20 protein-coding genes are annotated in these 23589 nt (G+C 38.3%); all 20 read left to right on the forward strand.

The annotated features are described in order from the left end of the window. Positions 1 to 3: 3 nt before the first annotated feature. Positions 4 to 2064 carry a chemotaxis protein CheW gene (locus ACQKN4_RS04845; protein ID WP_427482581.1) on the forward strand — a complete coding sequence of 687 codons (2061 nt, stop codon included), beginning with the start codon at positions 4 to 6 and terminating at the stop codon, positions 2062 to 2064. Between the two features lie 27 nt (positions 2065 to 2091). Further along, entirely contained in the window at positions 2092 to 2538 is a 447-nt protein-coding gene (locus ACQKN4_RS04850; RefSeq protein ID WP_079560480.1) for a chemotaxis protein CheW, read from the forward strand. A 9-nt stretch (positions 2539 to 2547) separates the two neighbouring features. Further along, the gene (locus ACQKN4_RS04855) at positions 2548 to 3180 is read left to right on the forward strand and encodes a chemotaxis protein CheC (protein WP_079560481.1); all 633 of its coding nucleotides are present in this window, start codon (positions 2548 to 2550) and stop codon (positions 3178 to 3180) included. A gap of 3 nt (positions 3181 to 3183) precedes the next feature. After that, positions 3184 to 3687, forward strand: a complete 504-nt coding sequence (locus ACQKN4_RS04860; protein ID WP_079560865.1) for a chemotaxis protein CheD — start codon at positions 3184 to 3186, stop codon at positions 3685 to 3687. Beyond that, the gene (locus ACQKN4_RS04865) at positions 3687 to 4061 is read left to right on the forward strand and encodes a hypothetical protein (protein WP_079560482.1); all 375 of its coding nucleotides are present in this window, start codon (positions 3687 to 3689) and stop codon (positions 4059 to 4061) included. The genes ACQKN4_RS04860 and ACQKN4_RS04865 overlap by 1 nt, the downstream gene beginning before the upstream one ends. A 423-nt stretch (positions 4062 to 4484) precedes the next feature. Then, entirely contained in the window at positions 4485 to 5255 is a 771-nt protein-coding gene (locus ACQKN4_RS04870; protein ID WP_079560483.1) for a FliA/WhiG family RNA polymerase sigma factor, read from the forward strand. A 36-nt stretch (positions 5256 to 5291) separates the two neighbouring features. Further along, on the forward strand, positions 5292 to 5600 hold the full coding sequence (locus ACQKN4_RS04875; protein ID WP_427482584.1) for an RNA polymerase subunit sigma: 309 nt from the start codon (positions 5292 to 5294) through the stop codon (positions 5598 to 5600). Between the two features lie 9 nt (positions 5601 to 5609). Beyond that, positions 5610 to 6206 (forward strand): DUF6115 domain-containing protein, encoded by a 597-nt coding sequence (locus tag ACQKN4_RS04880; protein ID WP_427482586.1) that lies wholly within the window; start codon positions 5610 to 5612, stop codon positions 6204 to 6206. Positions 6207 to 6363: 157 nt separating this feature from the next. Further along, complete coding sequence (rpsB, locus tag ACQKN4_RS04885; RefSeq protein ID WP_049668466.1) at positions 6364 to 7083, forward strand: 30S ribosomal protein S2; 720 nt, start codon at positions 6364 to 6366, stop codon at positions 7081 to 7083. Between the two features lie 101 nt (positions 7084 to 7184). Continuing rightward, on the forward strand, positions 7185 to 8072 hold the full coding sequence (tsf, locus tag ACQKN4_RS04890; RefSeq protein ID WP_079560486.1) for a translation elongation factor Ts: 888 nt from the start codon (positions 7185 to 7187) through the stop codon (positions 8070 to 8072). A 524-nt stretch (positions 8073 to 8596) separates the two neighbouring features. Continuing rightward, on the forward strand, positions 8597 to 9322 hold the full coding sequence (gene pyrH / locus ACQKN4_RS04895) for a UMP kinase (RefSeq protein WP_079560487.1): 726 nt from the start codon (positions 8597 to 8599) through the stop codon (positions 9320 to 9322). Beyond that, positions 9322 to 9879, forward strand: coding sequence for a ribosome recycling factor (frr, locus tag ACQKN4_RS04900; protein ID WP_079560488.1), 558 nt, complete (start codon positions 9322 to 9324; stop codon positions 9877 to 9879). Before pyrH ends, frr begins: the two co-directional genes overlap by 1 nt. 744 nt (positions 9880 to 10623) lie before the next feature. Beyond that, positions 10624 to 11418, forward strand: coding sequence for an isoprenyl transferase (locus tag ACQKN4_RS04905; RefSeq protein ID WP_079560490.1), 795 nt, complete (start codon positions 10624 to 10626; stop codon positions 11416 to 11418). After that, entirely contained in the window at positions 11415 to 12215 is an 801-nt protein-coding gene (locus ACQKN4_RS04910) for a phosphatidate cytidylyltransferase (protein ID WP_079560491.1), read from the forward strand. Before ACQKN4_RS04905 ends, ACQKN4_RS04910 begins: the two co-directional genes overlap by 4 nt. A gap of 162 nt (positions 12216 to 12377) precedes the next feature. Next, positions 12378 to 13523, forward strand: a complete 1146-nt coding sequence (gene dxr, locus ACQKN4_RS04915) for a 1-deoxy-D-xylulose-5-phosphate reductoisomerase (RefSeq protein WP_079560492.1) — start codon at positions 12378 to 12380, stop codon at positions 13521 to 13523. Positions 13524 to 13568: 45 nt separating this feature from the next. Continuing rightward, a complete protein-coding gene (rseP, locus tag ACQKN4_RS04920; RefSeq protein ID WP_079560493.1) occupies positions 13569 to 14831 on the forward strand; it encodes an RIP metalloprotease RseP in 1263 nt (420 codons plus the stop codon). A 187-nt stretch (positions 14832 to 15018) separates the two neighbouring features. Beyond that, positions 15019 to 16725, forward strand: a complete 1707-nt coding sequence (locus tag ACQKN4_RS04925; protein WP_079560494.1) for a proline--tRNA ligase — start codon at positions 15019 to 15021, stop codon at positions 16723 to 16725. A gap of 360 nt (positions 16726 to 17085) precedes the next feature. Then, positions 17086 to 21417 carry a PolC-type DNA polymerase III gene (locus ACQKN4_RS04930; protein WP_427482590.1) on the forward strand — a complete coding sequence of 1444 codons (4332 nt, stop codon included), beginning with the start codon at positions 17086 to 17088 and terminating at the stop codon, positions 21415 to 21417. Positions 21418 to 21934: 517 nt separating this feature from the next. After that, positions 21935 to 22405 (forward strand): ribosome maturation factor RimP, encoded by a 471-nt coding sequence (gene rimP, locus ACQKN4_RS04935; RefSeq protein ID WP_079560495.1) that lies wholly within the window; start codon positions 21935 to 21937, stop codon positions 22403 to 22405. A gap of 30 nt (positions 22406 to 22435) precedes the next feature. Continuing rightward, positions 22436 to 23575: a transcription termination factor NusA gene (gene nusA, locus ACQKN4_RS04940; protein WP_079560496.1), complete on the forward strand. Its 1140-nt coding sequence runs from the start codon at positions 22436 to 22438 to the stop codon at positions 23573 to 23575. The last annotated feature ends 14 nt before the right edge of the window (positions 23576 to 23589 follow it).

Here is a 23589-nt window from a genome sequence, read left to right on the forward strand (position 1 = left end):
CTTATGGAAGTCAATCAATATTTAGAGATGTTTATTGAAGAAAGTAAAGACCATTTACAAGCATGTAGTGAACATTTATTAGAACTAGAAAAAAATCCAGATGATTTGGCGATTGTCGGAGAAATTTTCCGCTCTGCGCATACATTAAAAGGTATGTCTGCGACAATGGGCTTTGAAGATTTAGCGGATTTAACTCATAAAATGGAAAATGTGTTGGACGCGATCCGAAACGAAAAAATCCATGTATCTCCTGAAATTTTAGATGTTGTTTTTGAGTCTGTAGACCATCTAGAAGAAATGGTGATGGACATTGCGAATGGCGGAGATGGAAAACGTGATGTATCTTCAACTGTTGCTCAATTAAAGCGTATTGAATTAGGTGAAGAAGCGATTCCTGAAGTGGTAGGAACTACTGAGACACCAACTACAGCTGTAGCAAGTACATTAGAGTATGACGGCTTTGAGCAAACAGTTATTTCACAATCTGCTGAGCAAGGTTTCAATGCATTTGAAATTTCAGTGAAATTACGTGAGGACTGTCTTTTAAAAGCAGCACGAGTATTTATGGTGTTTGAGATTTTAGAAAAAGATGGGGAAGTTATTAAATCAAGTCCATCTGTTGAAAAGCTTGAAGACGAACAGTTCGATCAACAATTTTACGTAGCTTTTGTAACAAAAGAATCTGCTGAAGATATGCAGAAAAAGATTATGAAAGTTTCAGAAGTTGATGAAGTGATTGTCGCCGCTATAGAGCCAAAGCAACATAGTGAAAAAGGACAAGCCATTCAAGAAGTAGCAGCAACGGTAGAAGTAGAGGCTAAACCTGCTACGGATCCAGAAAAAAATAATGCAGCACCTAAACCTGCAACAGCAGCGGCTCCTGCTAAGGCGGATAAAAGCCATGCGCCTGTTGGTAATAAAACAATTCGTGTGAATATCGATCGACTTGATATATTAATGAATCTATTTGAAGAGCTTGTAATCGATCGAGGACGACTACAGTCTATTGCAACTGAGGTTAACCATGGAGAGTTAAATGAAACAGTAGAGCGCATGAGCCGCGTCATGGGTGATTTACAAACGATTATTTTAACGATGCGTATGGTTCCGGTTGAAACAGTATTCAATCGCTTCCCGAAAATGATTCGTCAGTTATCTCGTGATCTAAACAAGAAAATTAACCTCGAAATTATTGGTGCTGAAACAGAACTAGATCGTACAGTAATCGATGAAATTGGGGATCCACTTGTTCATTTAATTCGTAACTCTGTTGACCACGGTATTGAAAATCCTACGACTCGCCTTGCGAAAGGTAAGCCAGAAGAAGGAACAGTTGTATTGCGTGCTTATCATAGTGGTAACTATGTCTTCATTGAAATTGAAGATGATGGAGCAGGTATTAACCGTGAAAAAGTACTAGCGAAAGCCATTTCTAAAGGTATCGTTACACAAGAACAATCATATTCGATGTCAGATAAGCAAATTAATGAGCTTATTTTGGCTTCAGGGTTTTCAACAGCAGATGTTATTTCTGACGTATCAGGTCGAGGTGTTGGATTAGATGTTGTTAAAACAACAATCGAATCATTGGGTGGAAATATTTCAATTGAATCTACACAAGATGTAGGCTCAGTATTCTCGATTCAATTACCTCTGACATTATCAATTATTTCTGTCATGTTAGTAGAAATCGAAAAAGAAATTTATGCAATTCCACTTTCATCAATTATTGAAACTTCAATTATCCGTTCGTCAGAAATTATGAATGCACATAATCAAAAAGTAATCGATTTCCGTGGCAAAGTAGTACCACTAGTATTTTTAGAAGAAATCTTTGAGGTACCTCGCAAAGAACCACAGGGTGACGAATTCCATTCAGTGGTCATCGTTCGAAAAGGTGAGAAACTTGCTGGTTTAGTTGTGGATTCATTCATTGGCCAACAAGAAATTGTGCTGAAATCATTAGGAAATTACTTAACGAATATCTTTGCAATTTCAGGTGCAACAATTTTAGGTAACGGGAAAGTTGCCTTAATCGTGGATTGTAACGCACTTATTAAATAAGGTGAATGAATAAGAGAGGTGTAAACAATGACAAACGCAGTGGAACAAGAAAGTATTAAAGTAATTGTTTTTCAACTAGCAGATAAAGAATATGCGATTCCAGTGTCACATGTACAAGGGATTGAAAAACTAATGCATATTACACGTGTACCGAAAACGGAAAAATACGTAAAAGGTGTTATTAACCTACGCGGTGTCGTAACGCCAATTGTTGATTTACGTGAACGATTTGAATTACCGATCTCTGAGCATGAAGAAACAACACGCATCATCATTATTTCATTAGAAGATATGGAAGTAGGTTTCGTCGTTGACTCTGCAAATGATGTGTTAGACATCCCAGCTGACTCGATTGAACCACAGCCTGAAGTAGTAGGTTCACTGGAAGAAGAGTTTATTTCAGGAGTAGCCAAAATAGATAAACGATTATTAATTTTATTGCATTTAGAGAAAGTATTAAATCCACTAAAGTAGGGATCGATAATGACATATAATCAAAAGATTACATCACTACATTTAGATGTATTAAAGGAAATTGGTAATATAGGTGCTGCGCATGCTGCGACAGCACTTTCCAATTTGCTTGGTAAAAAAATTGATATGCGAGTACCAAAGGTTGAAATGGTGTCCTTTAATGACATGATGGAGCTTGCAGGAGGATCTGAAAATGTCGTAGTAGGAATCTATTTACGCATTGAAGGTGATGCTGAAGGTAGTATGTTTTTTATCCTGCCAATTGAACAAGCAAATCGTTTTATCCGTCGTCTCATATTTGATGAATCATTCGACTTTAAAAAACGACCTGTTTCAGAGTTGGGGTTATCCGCTATGCAGGAAATGGGTAATATTTTATCCGGCTCTTATTTATCGGCATTGTCTGACTTTACGAGTTTGAAAATTTATCCAACTGTACCAGGACTAAGTGTTGACATGTTTGGTGCCATTATTAGTATTGGCTTGATTGAATTATCACACGTTAGCGATAATGTGATCGTCATAAACACATCCATTTTTGAAGACGGTGTAGAGGACCAGGAAACAGTAAGAGGTCATTTCTTCTTATTACCAGATCCAGACTCATTTGATGCTATTTTTAAAGCATTAGGAGTTTCATAAATGATGCTAAACAGTAGTGATGGCCAAGTTATAAAAGTTGGAATTGCACAAATGGATGTAGTAAAGTTACCAAATACGATAAGAACATCAGGTCTTGGGTCTTGTGTAGGAGTCATTTTATATGACGAATCAAAAAAAATTGCTGGTTTAATACATGTGATGTTGCCAGATTCGAGTTTAGGTAGACAAGAGTCAATAAATGTGGCTAAATTTGCTGACACAGGCATTGCGGCAATGATTGACTTATTAAAGTTAGAAGGCGTTCAAAAATTCAAGCTAAAGGCAAAAATTGCGGGTGGTGCGCAAATGTTTCAATTCACTTCAGATAAAGACTCCATGCGCATCGGCCCACGTAATGTAGAAGCTGTAAAGCATGAGCTGAAGCGTCATGGAATTCGTTTAGTTGCCGAAGACACAGGCGGCAACAGTGGTAGAACAATTGAATTTAATCCTGCGACGTCGACATTACATATTCGAACGGTTAACCAAGGAGTGAGCGAAATATAATGTTCGGTTCTATTTTTTATAACCTATGGGGTGCGTTAATTGCCTTTTCTATATATTTTTTTAGTACATTTCTAAAACCCTATACACCATTACGTATTATCGTAGGGTCATTTGTGGCGGGAATAATTATGTTTTTCGTCATGTATATTGTCAGATTTTTAATTGCTTACGTTTTATTCACACCTGAGGACGATGAAGAACTCGTTGAAGGTGAGCATGAAGAAAATGAATCTGAGAATCCAGAGGAAGAAAATCAAGAAGCACCGACGGCTAATTCAACCGTGGAGTTTCAAGATGAGAACTCGGAAGAGATTGCTCAGGCTGTACGAACGATGATGAATCGTGAGGCGGATCAACAATTAAATAATGCTTAAAAAAGGGAGTCGCAAGTAGCGGCTCTTTTTAGTTATCTTAATTCTTTTGCAAATTCTTATTTTATAGCTTAGGGTGTTTTAACGGATTTTGACTATATCCGAACTAACAGATACTGACACATAAATGTAAAGAATCTGTGATAGAGTACGAGAAACAAATGAAATTATAGTCGATTCTTGTTATAATATAGGAAAGAATTAGATGGGTTTTTATGTTAAGGTCTAATAACTAGTAACGCTTTGTTGTTTATGCCGAGGCATAATGTATTTTCTTTCAATAAATGTTTACGTAGCGAAAGTGAAACGTCAGTTACAAGGGTGTTCGTAACGAAAGTGAAACGTCAGTTACAAATGTTTTTTGTATTGATATAAGATAGTGGCAAACAGGCGCATAAATGCGTTTTTCTTAGAGAGGTGGATTACATGACACAACCAATTCTGAACGATGAACAAAAGCTGTGGAACCGCTGGATAAATGAACGTGATCCAGATGCAGGTGATTTGCTTATAAAAAAATATATTTCGCTAGTATCTTATCATGTACAACGTATTGGAGCGAGCTTACCAAAGAGTGTATCGCGAGACGATTTAATGAGCTTAGGTATGGTAGGTCTGTTTGATGCGTTGAATAAATTTGATATTAATAGAGACTTGAAATTTGATACATATGCTTCTTTTAGAGTAAGAGGAGCCATTATTGATGGTTTACGTAAAGAAGATTGGTTGCCACGGTCAGCACGTGAAAAGGCGAAAAAGTTAGATGTACAGATTGAGCAGTTAGAACAAAAATATATGCGTCATGTAACACCTGAGGAACTTGCGGAACATATGGCTTTACCTGTTGAGGACGTTTACCAAACTGTACAGGAGCATTTCTTCTCAAATGTTCTTTCCATTAATGAGCAGCAAGATCAAGAGGAGACTGATGGAAAGTCATTTGTTATTCGTGATGATACGACGAAGACACCTGAGCAAGCTGTCGTTAAGTCAGAACTGCTTGGGGATTTAGCGGAAAATATCCAAAAGCTCAATGATAAGGAGCAGCTAGTGCTTAGTTTGTTTTATACGGAGGAATTAACACTAACAGAAATTGGAGAAATGCTTGAATTATCTACATCACGTATTTCACAAATCCACTCTAAGGCGCTATTAAAGCTACGGAAATTATTAACTAATGAAATGATTAATGCATAATAATCCTTGTATACATATCGTTGAAGGAGGGGTCTTATGAGTTTAAAGGGTGTCGAACTACAAATAGCTATTCCCAAAACATTTGAAGCAGGAAAAATGGCTGATCAGGCACAACAACAAACTTTGGCTCAGCAAGCACATGCAAATGAAGCGTTAAAAAAAGAAGTAGAACGCAAGCAAAAAATTGTGAATACTTCAGAGGGTGCGGATGGGATAAGTGAAGATGAAGAAGCAGGTGGCGAGTATATAAAAGGTACTCGAAAAAAGAAAAATAAGGATAACGAGAAGCCAGAAACGCAAGCGCAGCATCCGTTTAAAGGGAATTTCGTGGATTTTAGTGGATAGGAGTTTACTATGACAATCATACTAATTGCGGTTCTATTTATTTTACAGCTACTTTCATTTTATTTCCTTATTATATTAAATACGAAGCTAGCAAAATTTAAGGACTTAGAAAAAAAACAGGAGCGCTTAATGCGTGAAATGGATGACACCATCAGTGTCTATTTAGCTGAGATGAAAGATGAAAATGATCGCCTCATTCAAGAGCTGCAAAGAGTTTCAAAGTCTGAAACTCAAACGAATGCTGTGGAACAGGAAGAACAGATTGTGAGACAACAGGAGAAGGAACAGCAACCTTCTCTGACAAAGGAAGGAAGCACAGTAGATGGTTCTATTGGTCTAGATCAGGAACCTCGCGTTTATGTGCCCAAAAATATCGTAGCCAATGCGTATTCACGCCAGCAGCAATCTGGAGCTAAAGCTGAAGCTAAGGTGGTACATTCGGCCCGACAAGCAAGTGAGGCAACCGAAAAGGAAGAAGCTAAGCCATTAACATTGGAACAACAAGCTATTAATTTAGCGAAACAAGGGAAAACATCAGAAGAAATTGCAAAACAGCTTCAAAAAGGAAAAACAGAAATCGAGCTTTTATTGAAATTTCACAACTAAAACAGTTGCGAATAGGGTAAAGCTATGATATAGTTGCAAATGGTGTTATTAATACACACGCATTTTGATGTAGTAAGTGGTGCTCTAAGCTTAGGGTAGCTTGTTGCAAGTGATAAATGCGGAGGATAAAAACCAAACATACTAGGAGGAAATACACATGTCAGTAATTTCTATGAAACAATTACTTGAAGCTGGTGTACATTTCGGTCACCAAACTCGTCGTTGGAACCCAAAAATGAAGAAATATATCTTCGTTGAGCGTAACGGGATCTACATCATCGACTTACAAAAAACTGTTAAAAAATTAGAGGAAGCTTATGACTTCATGCGTCAAGTTGGTCAAGACGGTGGTAAAGTTCTTTTCGTTGGTACGAAAAAACAAGCACAAGAAGCGATCAAAGATGAAGCTGAACGTTCAGGCAACTACTACATCAACCAACGTTGGTTAGGTGGTACTCTTACAAACTTCGGTACTATTCAAAAACGTGTTGCACGTATGAAAGCAATCGAAAAAATGGAAGAAGATGGAACTTTCGAAGTTCTTCCTAAAAAAGAAGTAATCCAACTTAAAAAAGAACACGAACGTCTAATCAAATTCTTAGGCGGTATCCGTGATATGCACGCTCTTCCAGACGTAATGTTCGTGGTTGACCCACGTAAAGAACGCATTGCTGTTGCAGAAGCTATTAAATTAAACATCCCTCTAGTAGGTATTGTTGATACAAACTGTGATCCAGATGAAATCGACTACGTAATCCCTGCTAATGACGATGCTATTCGCGCTGTTAAACTTTTAACTGCTAAAATGGCTGACGCTTTAATCGAGTCAAAACAAGGTGAAGAAGAAGCTCCAGCTGTAGAAGCTGCTGCTGAGTAATTCACGTTTAGAAAAAGGTGATAAGTGGCTCAGGACCCTTATCACCTTTTTTAGAACCTATCACTAAAATTTGTACAACCAATTTGAGGAGGAAACACTAAATGGCAAACATTACTGCACAATTAGTAAAAGAATTACGCGAAAAAACTGGCGCTGGAATGATGGATTGTAAAAAAGCGTTAGTACAAACTGATGGCGATTTAGATGCTGCAATCGATTTCCTACGTGAAAAAGGTCTTTCTTCAGCTGCTAAAAAAGCTGACCGTATCGCTGCAGAAGGTACAACTTATATCTTAGAACAAGGTAACGAAGCAATCATCCTTGAAGTAAACGCTGAAACTGACTTCGTTTCTAAAAACGAAAAATTCCAAGTGTTAGTTGCTTCTTTAGCTGAGCAATTACTTGCTGCTAAACCTGCAACAGTTGAAGCTGCATTAGAGCTTGCAAATGCTGAAGGTGTGAAAATTGCTGACCAAATTTCAACTGCAGTTGCAACAATCGGTGAAAAAATCACTCTTCGTCGTTACGAAGTGAAAACAAAAACTGATGCAGATGCATTCGGTTCTTATTTACACATGGGCGGTCGTATCGGTGTGTTAGTTACTTTAGAAGGTTCTGCAGATGCTTCTGCTGCAAAAGATGTTGCAATGCATATCGCTGCTATTAACCCTACTTACGTTTCTCGCGATGAAGTTTCTGCTGAAGAAGTTGAACGTGAGCGTAAAGTATTAACTGAACAAGCTCTTAACGAAGGTAAACCAGAAAACATCGTAGCAAAAATGGTTGAAGGTCGTCTTGGTAAATACTTCGAAGATGTTTGCTTACTTGACCAAACATTCGTTAAAAACTCAGATCAAAAAGTACGTGATTTCGTTGCTTCAACTGGCGGTTCAGTAAACGGCTTCGTACGTTATGCTGTTGGTGAAGGTATCGAAAAACGTGAAGACAACTTCGCTGAAGAAGTAATGAGCCAAGTTAAAGGTAACTAATTTAGCTTGCATTTGATCCTAATCAAATAATAACTAGATTTTCTAGACAAAAAATGGGGAACACAACATAGCGTGTTCCCTATTTTTCCGAGATTAGCGAAAAAAAGTTAAAATTGGCTCGTCACCAAAAGTTGCGGATAACATTTATTAAACCGTATGCTATGTATATAAGTTGATCTTCGTTACGACTGGACGACTCCTTGGGATCAGCGATAGAGGAACGGAGGCTAAAACCATCACATCCTGTGATAACGCTTTCGTGACCAACATCATGCTGCTGCCGCTACGCTAGCACTACGCTTTCGCGCAAAAAACATCTGTTGGCCCAAGCGGCTCATCGGACGCCCCCAGGAAGCTCTGCTCTGCGCGAAAGCGCCTAGTCGGAACGGAAATCAACCAACTTTATCGTGTTGAGCCACATAATTTTCTATTTTGCCTTATTCATAACTAGAAATTATTGTTATTTATACTATAATGGAAAAGGGAATAGAGATTTTTTAAATAAAGTCTGACGGAGGTTTACAATGAGTGTGCCACAATATAAACGAGTAGTTATTAAATTAAGTGGTGAAGCGTTAGCTGGAGAAGCGGGCTTCGGTTTATCACCAAAAATAATCAAGGCTGTTGCAGAAGAAGTAAAAGAAGTAGTAGATCTTGATGTAGAAGTTGCTGTTGTTGTAGGTGGCGGTAATATATGGCGTGGAAAAATCGGTAGCGAAATGGGAATGGATCGTGCAGCAGCCGACTATATGGGTATGCTAGCAACGGTTATGAACTCTTTAGCGTTACAAGATGCACTGGAGAAATTAGGAATTGAAACACGTGTACAATCTTCAATTGTAATGACACAAGTAGCAGAGCCATATATTCGCCGTAAAGCAGTTCGTCATCTAGAGAAAAAACGTGTAGTAATTTTTGCAGCAGGTACAGGTAACCCATTCTTCTCTACGGATACTACAGCTGCATTACGAGCTGCTGAAATCGACGCAGATGCGATTTTAATGGCGAAAAATAATGTAGATGGTGTTTATTCTGCAGATCCGAAAGTAGATGCAACTGCCGTTAAATATGATACACTCACATACTTAGACGTTATTCAACAGGGCTTACAAGTAATGGATTCAACAGCTTCTACTCTATGTATGGATAACGATATTCCGTTAATTGTCTTCTCAATTACGGAACCAGGTAATATTAAACGTGCCGTACAAGGCGAGAAAATTGGAACAGTTGTTAGGAGGAATGTATAATGGCTAAACAAGTTTTAGAACAAGCTAAAGAAAAAATGAACAAAACAATTGCCGCTTTTTCACGTGAACTAGCTTCAATCCGTGCAGGTCGTGCAAATGCTTCTCTATTAGATCGCATTACGGTTGATTATTATGGTGCACCAACACCGATTAATCAGCTTGGAGGTGTTTCGGTACCAGAAGCGCGCTTATTAGTTATTACACCTTACGATAAAACAATCTTAGGTGAAATCGAAAAAGCAATCATGAAATCAGATATTGGTATTACACCAACAAATGATGGATCTGTTATTCGTTTAATGATCCCGGCTTTAACAGAAGAGCGTCGTAAAGATCTTGTGAAACAAGTGAAAAAAGAAGCAGAGGATGCAAAAATCGCTGTACGTAATGTTCGTCGTGATGCTAATGATGATCTGAAAAAACTTGAAAAAGCTGGCGAAATCACAGAAGATGGTCTACGTGGCTACGGTGAAGATATTCAAAAATTAACAGATGAATTCATTGTTAAAGTAGATCAAGTAACGAAAGAAAAAGAAAAAGAAATTTTAGAAGTGTAAGCATAATTTGCTTTGCATATCTATGATGGAACTTTTTGATGAGATGAAGGCGTCCTATACATATCAGGACGTCTTTTCTCTTTACTTTAAATGATTATGTAAAAGGTTTAGTAAAATGTTATACATAACTTTAATTGTTTTAGGGAAATACCTTTCATCTATTTTTTCTTTCTTTTAAGATTAAGAAGAACTGTTTTTTACGTGAAGAGAAAAACATTATTGAGGAATGAACGAAATAAGGGAAATACCTCTTAATAATCATACTTGAGTGGGCGTGATAAAAGTTTTCTAGCCTTTCTTTATAAAGGAATCATCAATCTAAAGTTGGGGATGACATTTTGTTAAAACGTATGTTATGAGGATAAGTTGATTGGAGTGGAGACTGGGCGACTCCTTGGGGATTAGCGATAGAGGAACGAAGGCTAAAACCATCACATCCTGTGATAATGCCTTCGTGACCAACATCGTGTTGGCCCGAGACCCTGGAGCGAGCAACGTGAGTGAAGCGGCTCATCGGACGCCCCCAGGAAGCTCTGCTCTGCGCGAAAGCGAAGCGTCAGCGGCAAAGCGCCCAGTCGGAACGGAAATCAACCCCACGTTTCGGTGATCATCCTAAAATGTGTGTAGTTCTAAAATAAGATAGTTCATACATAGTCAATTTAGAGGGGAAAAAAAGACAAAATGCGCTTTTGTTTGTTATGATAGGTTAGTATACGTCCGATTAGTTGTAGTGGGGGAGTTAGCATGTTTAAAAAGCTATTAGGTAAACAAATAAATATGGATTCACAATCATTGGAGGAACGTGTTGCCCTTGCTAAAAACGAGCCGATTCCTGCCCATGTAGCGATTATTATGGACGGAAATGGACGTTGGGCGAAGAAACGTGCCATGCCACGTGTTGCTGGGCATCACGAAGGTATGAAGACAGTCCGGAAGGTAACTAGATTTGCATCCGATTTAGGTATTAAAGTTTTAACGGTATATGCGTTCTCTACAGAAAATTGGAAGCGACCAAAACCTGAGGTCGATTTTCTAATGCGTTTACCTGTAGAATTTTTAGGTTCCTTTTTACCTGAAATGATGGAGCGTAATGTACGTGTTGAAATGATAGGGGATCCATCTTTATTACCTGCACATACGCAAAAAGCGTTGTATGAGGCGATGGAGGAAACGAAACATAATACAGGATTAATATTAAATTTTGCTCTGAATTATGGAAGTCGTTCCGAAATGGTTAGCGCCATGAGAACAATGCTTCAAAAGGTGCAGGATGGTCAATTAACGATGCAAGAAATAACAGAAGAATGTTTGACATCTCATTTAATGACGGCTCATCTGCCAGAGCCAGATTTATTAATTCGAACAAGCGGTGAAGTACGCTTAAGCAACTTTATGTTATGGCAGCTCGCTTATACAGAATTTTGGTTTACAAATACATTGTGGCCAGATTTTAGCGAGGAAAACTTACTGGAAGCGGTGGAAAACTACCAGAAACGTAATCGCCGTTACGGTGGGTTGAAGGGAGAAGGAACAACTTGAAACAACGAATTATCACAGCAATAATTGCAGCAGCGCTATTTATTCCATTTGTTATTTATGGAAAAGTGCCATTTACAATTCTTGTGCTTGCAATGGCTGTTGTCGGCTTTTATGAAATACTAAAAATGAAAGGTATTTCACTTTTTTCAGTGCCTGGTTTTTTAGGGCTACTAACATTAATACTACTTGTTATACCAAAGGACTGGTCAAGTAAAGTGGTAGAAGCAATTGGCTATTCCTCTGATTTAATGGTTGTGTATGGTCTAATGATGCTTTTGCTCATTTACGTAGTCCTTGTGAAAAATAAAATTACATTCGATGAAGTTGCATTTATTTTATTAGGTGCGTTTTATGTCGGACTAGGTTTCCATTACTTAATTGAAACACGAAGCTATGGTCTTGAGTTTGTCGTATATTGTTTACTAGTAGTTTGGACAACTGACTCTGGTGCATATTTTGTTGGAAGAAAATTAGGTAAAAATAAGCTTTGGCCTGAAATTTCACCGAAGAAAACTGTGGAAGGTTTTGTAGGTGGCATTGTTATTGCTGTAATCTTTGCTGTCGCGATGCAAGCAATTTATCCATTTGCAAATGGTTATGTCTCACTTATTTTCATCACAATCATTGCGTCAATTATTGGGCAAATGGGCGATTTAGTGGAATCTGCTATAAAGCGACATTTTGACGTAAAGGATTCAGGAAATATTTTACCTGGGCATGGCGGTATTTTAGACCGCTTTGATAGTCTGCTATTCGTCGTGCCTTTACTACATTTTTTACATCTTTTTGGTAACTAAAAATAATAGGTGCTCATCGGACGCCTTTAAAAAGCGCCCAGTCTGAATCGATATCAACTCTACGATCTGATGATGAGCCATAATAATAGCAATTTCCTCTAAACAGAGAGGAAATAATCGTGCTATATCATTTGTTGAGATAGAAAAAGGGGACAATTTGTCGTGAAAAAAATTAGTTTACTTGGTGCAACTGGTTCAATCGGTTGGCAAACCTATGATATTTTAAAAGAACAACGCGATGCCTTTCATTTAGTAGCGTTTTCTTCAGGAAAAAATATCGAAAAAACGCGTGAAATGATTGAAACTTTAAAGCCAGAGCTTGTATCTGTTCAATTAGAAGAAGATGCAGTTATGCTCGCTAAAGAATATCCACAAGTACAGTTTACGTTTGGTGCAAAAGGGCTTGTAGAGGTTGCTACACATCCTGATTCAACGGTGCTTGTAAACGCGGTTCTTGGAAGCGTTGGACTAGAATCGACATTAGCTGCAATTCGCATGGGCAAAACAATTGCCATTGCCAATAAAGAAACGCTTGTAACCGCTGGACATTTAGTAATGGCAGAGGCCAAGAAATATAATGCAACAATTTTGCCAGTAGATAGTGAGCACTCAGCGATTTACCAATCGATGAATGGTGAGAATCCAAAAAATATTGAACGATTAATTATTACAGCTTCTGGTGGTAGCTTCCGTGACAAAACACGCGAGGAATTGAAGCATGTTACGGTTGCAGATGCATTAAACCACCCGAATTGGTCAATGGGTGCAAAAATTACGATTGATTCAGCTACAATGATGAATAAAGGACTAGAAGTTATAGAAGCACATGTCTTATTTGATATGCCCTATGATAAAATAGATGTACTTTTGCATAGAGAAAGTATTATTCACTCCCTAGTTGAGTATCATGATACTAGTGTCATTGCACAGCTAGGTACGCCGGACATGCGTGTACCTATCCAATATGCATTAAGCTATCCAGATCGTATGCCACTGCATAACGGACAACGACTTAATTTAGCACAAATTGGTCAACTTCATTTTAAAGAAATGGATTTTGAACGTTATCCAGCATTACGTCTAGCATATGAGGCTGGGCGCACAGGCGGTACAATTTTAACAGCGATGAACGCAGCGAATGAAGCGGCAGTTGCGGCATTTTTACAAGGGAAAATAACATTCCTTGAAATTGATGAAACGATTGAGCGTGTAATGCAAGCACATAACAATATAGTAGTACCAGATTTGCAAACGATTTTGCATGTAGACAGTGAAACAAGAAAAACAGTATTAAACATGGTAAAATAAAGAGAGAAGATATCGTTAACTATTCGCTTTTAAAGGTGGGGTATTATGCAAACAGCTATTGCATTTATTTTAATATTTGGCCTACTTGTATTCTTTCATGAATTTGGTCACTTCTTGTTTGCGAAACGAGCAGGCATTATGGTTCGAGAATTTGCAATCGGTATGGGACCAAAAATTTATGGGAAAACACACGGTGAAACAATCTATACAATACGTTTATTGCCAATTGGTGGTTACGTTCGTATGGCTGGTGAGGACATGGATGGTACCGAACTACAGCCGGGTTACCGAGTAGGGCTTATTGTAGATGAAGATAATGTTGTAAAGAAAATAATCTTTAATCAAAATAATAAGCAACTACCAGATTTATTATTTTTAGAAGTTGAGCGTGCCGATTTAGAAAATGAATTGTTTGTAGAAGGCTATGATGAAGAAGAAAAATTAGTTCGTTATAATGTTGCAAGAGATTGTATGCTTGTAGAAAACGGTAAAGAAACGTTAATCGCACCGTATGATCGTCAATTTAACGCTAAAACAGTCGGTCAACGTGCTATGACAATCTTTGCTGGTCCGTTATTTAACTTTATATTAGCTTTTGTTATTTATTTGCTAATTGGATTAATTAATGGTGTGCCTACGTATGAGCCAATCATAACAGAAGTTGTGGAAAATGATCCAGCTGCACAGGCAGGCATGCTTGCAGGTGATAAAGTAGTTGACATTGGCGGACAAGCAGTTGAAAAATGGCAAGATTTAGCTGCCATTGTACAAGATCACCCGGGTGAAAATATTAATGTTACGGTTGAACGAGATGGTCAGCGAGTTAACCTAAATATGACGGTTAAAGAAGTAGAACAAAATGGCGAAAAATACGGTCAAATAGGGGTTAAGTATGAGAGCCCACGTGAATTTAATCCGTTAAAGGCTGTTGTTTATGGCGCTCAAGAAACGTATACTATGACTGCTCGAATATTTGAATTGCTTGGTATGTTAATTACCGGTAAATTCACGATAGATGCGTTATCAGGTCCAGTAGGCATTTATAAAGCGACAGAGCAGGTAGCTCAATATGGATTCATCAATTTAATGAATTGGGCTGCGATGTTAAGTATTAACCTTGGAATTATGAATTTATTACCGCTTCCAGCACTTGACGGTGGCCGTCTATTGTTCTTCGGCTTCGAAGCAGTAAGAGGTAAACCAATCGATCGTCAAAAAGAGGGTCTTGTGCATTTTGTAGGTATTGTACTATTGATGATCTTAATGGTTGTTGTTACATGGAATGATATACAAAGATTTTTCTTTTAACTAAATAAAGTTAAGCTTTTCAAGTAAAACATTATTTAGAGGAAGCCCTGGCAATTATGCCAAGGTGAAAATTGATTGAAAAAACATAGCTTTGAGCGCAATTTTTTTGAAACATTGCGTTCAAAGCTAAATTTGTTTATGCTAATTAGAGTATAAAACTTATTTATTAAAAAAGGTGGAACACTGAATGAAGCAAAGTAAAACATTTATCCCAACGCTACGTGAAGTACCTGCTGATGCAGAGGTAAAATCACATAAGCAATTACTGCGTGCAGGGTTTATTCGTCAAAATACAAGTGGGGTATACTCGTATTTACCGCTTGCAAAACGTGTATTAACAAAAATAGAAAATATTGTTCGTGAAGAGATGGAAGCAATCAATTCAATTGAACTTTTAATGCCTTCATTACAATCTGCGGAACTATGGCAGGAGTCAGGCCGCTGGGAAAAATATGGTCCAGAATTAATGCGTTTAAAGGATCGTCACAATCGTGATTTCGCATTAGGGCCAACACATGAAGAAGTGATTACAACTTTAGTACGTGATGAAATTAAATCATATAAAAAATTACCGTTAACACTTTATCAAATTCAAACTAAATTCCGTGATGAAAAGCGACCTCGCTTTGGTTTACTGCGAGGCAGAGAGTTTATTATGAAAGATGCGTATTCATTCCATGCATCGCGTGAAAGTTTAGATGAAACATATGATGATATGTATCGTGCCTATTCAAATATTTTCTCTCGTCTTGGTTTAAACTATCGTGCAGTTATTGCAGATGCAGGCTCAATTGGTGGGAAAGGTACACATGAATTTATGGTACTTTCTGAAATTGGGGAAGATACAATTGCATACTCTGATACATCTGATTATGCTGCGAACATTGAAATGGCAGAGGTTCTTGTAGACTATCAACCATCAGATGCAGCATTAAAAGACCTTGAAAAAGTGGCAACACCAGATCAAAAAACGATCGAAGAAGTATCAGCTTTCTTAAATGTTGACTCTTCAAATGTCATCAAGTCATTAGTATTTGACGTAGATGGTGAATTAGTAGTTGTACTTGCTCGTGGAGATCACGAAATTAATGATATTAAACTGAAAAACGCACTTGATGCTGGTTCTGTTGAACTTGCTAGTGAAGAGGCAATCCGCGAATTATTAGGCTGTGGAGTTGGTTCAATCGGTCCTGTTAAATTACCAGTAGACGTAAAAGTAGTAGCTGACAATGCTATTAAATCGATTCGTAACGGTGTAGCCGGTGCAAATGAGGATGGGTTCCATTTAGTAAATGTAAATCCAGAGCGTGATTTTGCAGTGAATGAATACTTAGATATTCGTTTTATTCAAGTGGGTGATCCATCTCCAGATGGACAAGGTATTATCAAATTTGCAGAAGGTATCGAGGTTGGTCATATTTTCAAATTAGGAACAACTTACTCTGAAAAAATGAATGGTACATTCTTAGACGAACAAGGTAAAGCACAGCCATTTATTATGGGATGCTATGGTATTGGGGTATCACGTATTTTAGCTGCTGTTGCAGAGCATTTCCAAGATGAAAATGGTTTTGTTTGGCCAACACAATTAGCTCCTTATGATATTCATGTTGTACCTGTTAATACAAAAGATGAATCACAAGTTGCCTTAGCTGATGAGCTATACGGTTTATTGAAATCATACCGTTATGATGTGCTATTAGATGATCGTGCAGAGCGTGCAGGGGTTAAATTCGCAGATGCTGACTTAATTGGCTTACCTGTCCGTGTTACAGTAGGTAAAAAAGCAACTGAAGGTATTGTTGAGGTTAAATTCCGTCAAACAGGTGAAACGTTCGAATGGAAAAAAGAAGAGGTCATTGATCGCTTAAATGAATTTTTCCGCAAACATTAAATTCCTTTAGAAGAACCGCTGTCCTAAATGGTATTAAATAGATAAAAAATTCGCGCCACTTCTCGGGGACAGCGAGCCAAGCATGAATTCATAGATGTTTAGGATTTGTGAGGCTTGACGGTCGCTCGTGGAAAGGGTGCGATTTTTTTTCCGTCTAGGCTAAAGCGCTACATCCTTGAGGTCGCTTCGATCCCTCGGGCAAAAGTAGGTAGATCGCTTACTTTTGCTTCGGGCTCTCCAGCGCTTGTCGGATGTAAACGAGCGCTTTAGCGCATTTGTTCCTTTAAATCGTAAACGTTGGTGAGGAAATAAAATATGGGGCATGTAAGACTGCCTCATTCTGAAAGTAGGTGTCAATAGTTGGAACAGCAACAAGAAGCAAGAGCAAGGTTTCAAATGCTCTTGCAACAACTAGAACTAACAGATGATGTGTATATGTCCTTTTTTGAGGAAGGTGAATTATCACGACTAACTGTACACAAAAAGAACAGGCTATGGAATTTTTCCATTAAATTACGAGATATACTTCCTTTTTCACTATACCAACTTTTTCGTACTCGTTTAGCTGAGAAATTTTCAGCTATCGCTGAAATCCATACAACTTTTGATACGGAAGAGAAAAATGTGACGGAGGAGCTAGTCCAACAATATTGGTTAACGGTAGTAGAGCAAATCGATGAGATGGCGCCCACTTTGAAAGAATGCCTAGTATCGCAAGTGCCTATGTGGAATGGGCAAAAAATTACGTTATCCTGCATGCAGGAAATGGAATTTATGATGCTGAAAACAAAGTATGCAGAAAAGCTTTCTGCAAGCTATAGTCAGTTCGGCTTTCCGCATATTGTGTTAGATTTCGTACTTCAAGATCAAACAGAAGAAATGATTGCCGCACAGGAAGCTTTCATGGAACAGAGGCGTTTAGAAGAAGCTGCTTTAGCTCAGCAAGCGATAGAAGATTACCAAAAACGTGAGAAGGAGAAGAAAGAAAATCCTGCTATTGCGAATCTTGGTGATCGACCATTCCAGCTTGGTATGTTAATTAAAGATGATGAAACAATGGAAATTAAACGCATTGTTGAGGAAGAACGTCGTGTGATCATTGAAGGCTTTGTATTTGATGCAGAAGTTAAAGAGCTGAAAAGCGGTCGTTCTTTATTGCAAATTAAAATTACCGACTATACGGATTCCATCGTTGTAAAAATGTTCTCACGTGATAATGATGATGCGGAACTTATGCAGCATTTGAAAAAGGGTATGTGGGTAAAAGTCCGAGGCTCTGTACAAACTGACACATTCATTCGTGATTTAATCGTTATGGCAAACGATATTAATGAAATCAAAAAAGAAACACGACAGGATAAGGCGCCAGAGGGAGAAAAACGGGTTGAATTGCATTTGCATACACCAATGAGCACGATGGACGCTGTAACACCAGTTGATAGACTTGTTTCTCAGGCTGCGAAGTGGGGTCATCCAGCCGTGGCTATTACCGACCATGCTGTTGTACAATCCTTCCCAGAGGCTTATGCAGCAGGGAAGAAACATGGTATAAAAGTTATTTATGGATTGGAAGCGAATTTAGTAGATGATGGTGTACCGATTGCTTATGCAGCTGAGCACCGATTATTAGATGATGATACTTATGTCGTGTTTGACGTAGAGACGACAGGTCTATCTACTGCTTACGATACAATCATTGAGCTTGCCGCGGTGAAAATTAAAGATGGGCAGGTAATCGACAAATACGAAAGCTTTGCCAATCCCCATCACCCACTTTCAGCGACGACCATTGAACTGACAGGCATTACAGATGATATGGTACGTAACGCGCCAGAAGTGGAACAAGTCATTAAGGAGTTCCATGCATTTATCGGAGATGGCATAGTGGTTGCCCATAATGCATCATTTGATATTGGCTTCTTATACACAGGCTATAAAAAATATGGACTAGAGGGAACTATTCATCCAGTTATTGATACGTTGGAGTTAGCCCGATTACTTTATCCAACGATGAAAAACCATCGTTTAAATACACTTTGTAAAAAATTCAATATTGATTTAACTCAGCATCACCGAGCTATTTATGATACAGAAGCAACTGGTTTCTTACTTTTACAGCTGTTAAAAGATGCAGATGAATTAGGTATTAAATATCACGACGACTTTAATAAGCATATCGGGGGCGGGGATGCTTACAAAAAGGGACGACCAATGCATTGTACGATATTAGCAGTAGACAATGTTGGACTAAAAAATTTATTTAAATTAGTCACTCACTCCCATACAAAAACTTTCTATCGAGTACCTCGAGTAACACGAGCGGTCCTAGAACAATATAGAGAAGGATTATTAATCGGATCAGGTTGTAATAATGGTGAATTATTTGAGACGATGATGAATAAATCCCCAGAGGAAGCGGAGCAAGTTGCGAGATTCTATGATTATATTGAAGTTCAACCAAAGGCTGTGTATGCACCGTTAATTGAGCGCAATGTCGTACGTGATGAATGGACACTTGAAGATATTATTCGCAAGCTCGTAAAGCTAGGGAAGAAAATCGATAAACCCGTTGTAGCAACCGGTAATGTTCATTACTTAGATCCGACAGATGGAATGTTTAGACAAATACTAATTGGCTCTCAAGGTGGTGCCAACATATTAAATAGATCGAAGCTGCCTGAAGTTCATTTCAGAACGACGGATGAAATGCTTAAAGAATTTGATTTTTTAGGTCCGGATCTTGTGAAAGAAGTAGTTGTTACCAACTCTCAAAAAGTCGCAAATATGATTGGTGATGTTAAGCCAATTAAAGATGATTTATACACACCAAAAATTGAAGGCTCAGATGATGAGGTTACAAATTTAACCTATGAAATGGCTCATCTTATATATGGAGAAGAGCTACCAGAAATCGTGAAGGCCCGAATTGAAAAGGAATTAAAGTCAATTTTAGGCCATGGTTTCGGAGTAATTTACTTAATTTCAGCGAAGCTTGTGAAAAAATCATTAGCTGATGGCTATTTAGTAGGTTCCCGTGGTTCAGTTGGATCTTCATTAGTAGCGACCTTTATGGAGATTACTGAAGTAAATCCACTTCCTCCTCATTATGTTTGTCCAGATTGTAAGCATTCAGAGTTTTTTAATGATGGTTCAGTAAGTTCAGGCTATGACTTACCAAATAAAGATTGTCCGGAATGTGGATCACCGTATAAAAAGGATGGGCAAGATATCCCATTCGAAACGTTCCTTGGCTTTAAAGGAGACAAGGTACCTGATATCGATTTGAATTTCTCCGGGGAATATCAACCACAAGCCCATAATTATACGAAGGTATTATTCGGTGAAGATTATGTATATCGTGCAGGAACAATCGGTACAGTCGCAGAGAAAACAGCGTATGGCTACGTAAAGGGCTATGCCAATGATAACAACCTACATTTCCGCGGTGCCGAGGTAGATCGTTTAGTACAAGGCTGTACAGGCGTAAAACGTACAACAGGACAGCACCCTGGAGGAATTATCGTAGTACCAGATTATATGGATATTTTTGATTTCTCACCAGTACAATTCCCTGCGGATGCACAGGATGCAGAATGGCGTACAACGCACTTTGATTTCCATTCCATCCACGATAATATTTTAAAGCTTGATATACTGGGGCACGATGATCCGACTGTGATTCGGATGTTGCAGGATTTATCAGGGATAGATCCAAAAACCATTCCAACAGATGATCCAGTCGTTATGAAAATCTTTAGTTCGCCAGAAACTTTAGGCGTAACAGAAAAACAAATTGGCTGTAAGACAGGAACACTCGGCATTCCTGAGTTCGGTACCCGTTTTGTACGCCAAATGCTTGAAGATACAAAGCCATCCACATTCTCGGAGCTCGTGCAAATTTCAGGACTATCGCACGGAACAGACGTATGGCTTGGTAACGCGCAAGAGTTAATTCACAATGGTACATGTGTGCTAAAAGAAGTAATTGGCTGTCGTGACGATATTATGGTGTATTTAATTTATCAAGATTTAGAACCGTCACTGGCGTTTAAAATTATGGAATCCGTGCGTAAAGGGAAAGGATTATCTGACGAATTTGAAGCGGAAATGCTAGCGAATAAAGTACCAGGCTGGTATATCGAATCATGTAAAAAGATAAAATACATGTTCCCGAAAGCCCATGCTGCCGCGTACGTGTTAATGGCAGTGCGTATTGCATGGTTTAAGGTACATTTCCCAATCCTTTATTACGCAGCGTATTTCACAGTTCGTGCAGATGATTTTGATTTAATTGCCATGGTACAAGGTCCGCAAATGATTCGTACAAAAATTGATGAAATCAATCTGAAGGGCTTAGATGCTTCAACAAAAGAGAAAAACCTATTAACTGTAATGGAATTAGCACTTGAAATGTGTGAGCGTGGTATGAACTTCCAGAAAGTGGACTTATATCGTTCGCAAGCTAGTGAATTTATCATTGATGGGAACTCTTTAATTCCACCATTCGATGCGATTCCTGGACTTGGTACAAACGTTGCTAAACAAATTGTGGCAGCACGTGAGGACGGAGAATTTTTATCGAAGGAAGATTTACAGCAACGAGGTCGTGTATCCAAAACATTAATAGAATACATGGATCAATTGGGTTGTTTAGAAGGAATGCCTGATGCCAATCAGTTATCACTTTTCTAAAATTACGAAAGTTAGCTTGAAGGCATCTTCATCAATCACACGAATAACTTCTCTACCTTTTGCTCAAATTAAGGCTTATAAAGACATTTGTTAAAATGTATACCATGTATATAAGTTGATTGAAGGCAAGGTTGGGCAACTCTAGAATAGCGCCTAGCTTGAACGGAAATCAACCCCACGTTGTAGTGATGGCTTAATTTAAGCACAATTTTGATTTCTGGACACATTGTTTATCTGTGCGAAAGCGAAGCGACAGCAACAATTATGTCAAGGCATACTGGATTAGATGTCTAGAAAAAGGAAATTTGCATTGTGCTGTAAACTATGCTATCCTTATGGTAATAATTTGTTGATATTTTTCCAGCAAAAGAGTGGGACCTTCCCGCTCTTTTCTGTTGTTATACCGTAGCAAAACAAATTTTTGACTAACAGCAGGTAAGACCGTTAAATTTCACCAAAGCTACTGGTGGAATTTCTGTTTTATTACGCCAGAATTTGATAGATACAGGAGGAAACAATGAGCAAAGTACCATCTTTAATTGAAGAGCTCGCTAAACCGATTGTTGAAGAGTTGAATCTTGAGCTTGTAGATGTCGAGTTCGTAAAAGAAGGACGTAACTGGTTTTTACGTGTTTATGTGGATACACCTGAAGGTGGGATTGACATTGAACAATGCGCTCAAGTTAGTGAACGACTAAGTTTGCTATTGGATGAAAATGACCCAATTACACAAAACTATTATTTAGAAGTTTCTTCACCTGGAGCAGAACGTCCATTGAAAAAAGACACTGATTTTGAAAAAGCGATTGGCAAATTTATTTATGTTAAAACCTATGAGCCCATTAAGGACATGAAGGAATTCCAAGGCTACTTAACGTCATACGATGAACATACATTAGTGATGGAAGTACGCATTAAAACGCGTAAAATAACAGTAACAATTGAACAAGAAAAAATCGCATTGGCGCGACTTGCCATCGATTTTTAAGCATATTGCATATTTAGGAGTGAAAATAAAATGAGTAGTGATTTGTTAGATGCGCTAAATGCGTTAGAAGAACAAAAAGGAATTTCAAGAGATGTGTTAATTGAAGCAATAGAAGCGGCATTAGTTACAGCTTACAAACGCAACTTCAATCAAGCACAAAATGTTCGTGTGGACTTAAATTTAGATAAAGGCTCTATTCGTGTCTTTTCACGTAAAGATGTTGTTGAAGAAGTAGAAGATGATCGTTTACAAATCTCTGAAGAAGATGCTAAGGCAATCAACCCTGCATATCAATTAGAAGATATCGTGGAGCAGGAAGTGACACCTCGAAACTTTGGTCGAATTGCTGCACAGACAGCGAAACAAGTTGTTACACAACGAGTGCGCGAAGCAGAACGTGGCTTAATTTACGAGCAATATGTGGACCGTGAAGATGATATCGTAACGGGTGTAGTTGAACGTCTAGATGCTCGCAATATTTACGTAGGTCTAGGAAAAGTAGAGGCTGCATTACCACAAAACGAACAAATTCAAGGTGAAACATATCATCCACATGACCGTATCAAGGTCTATATTACAAAGGTTGAACGTACAACACGCGGACCACAAGTAATTGTTTCACGTACACATCCTGGTTTATTACGCCGCTTATTTGAAATGGAAGTACCTGAAATCTACGAAGGTATCGTAGAAATTAAATCAATTGCTCGTGAAGCAGGAGACCGTTCTAAGATTTCTGTTTATGCACATAACGAAGAAGTAGATCCAGTAGGTTCATGTGTAGGGGCAAAAGGCGCACGTGTGCAAACAATTGTAAATGAATTGAACGGCGAAAAAATCGATATCGTTGAATGGTCAGAAGATCCAGTTGTATTTGTAGCAAATGCTCTTAGCCCATCAAAGGTTTTAGATGTTCAAGTAGATGAAGAAGAAAAATCCACTACAGTTGTTGTTCCAGACTATCAATTATCATTAGCAATTGGTAAACGTGGTCAAAATGCTCGTTTAGCTGCGAAGTTAACTGGCTGGAAAATTGATATTAAGAGTGAAACAGATGCTCGTGAGTTAGGTATTTATCCATCTGCTACAAGCACTTTCATACCTGCTGAGGATAAAGAAAGTGATTTTGATGATGTGACAGTTGACTTATATCAAGACGACGAAGAATAAGTAAGAAAGCCCGT

This window comes from Lysinibacillus sp. NPDC093692 (assembly GCF_050280125.1).
Taxonomy (GTDB): domain Bacteria; phylum Bacillota; class Bacilli; order Bacillales_A; family Planococcaceae; genus Lysinibacillus.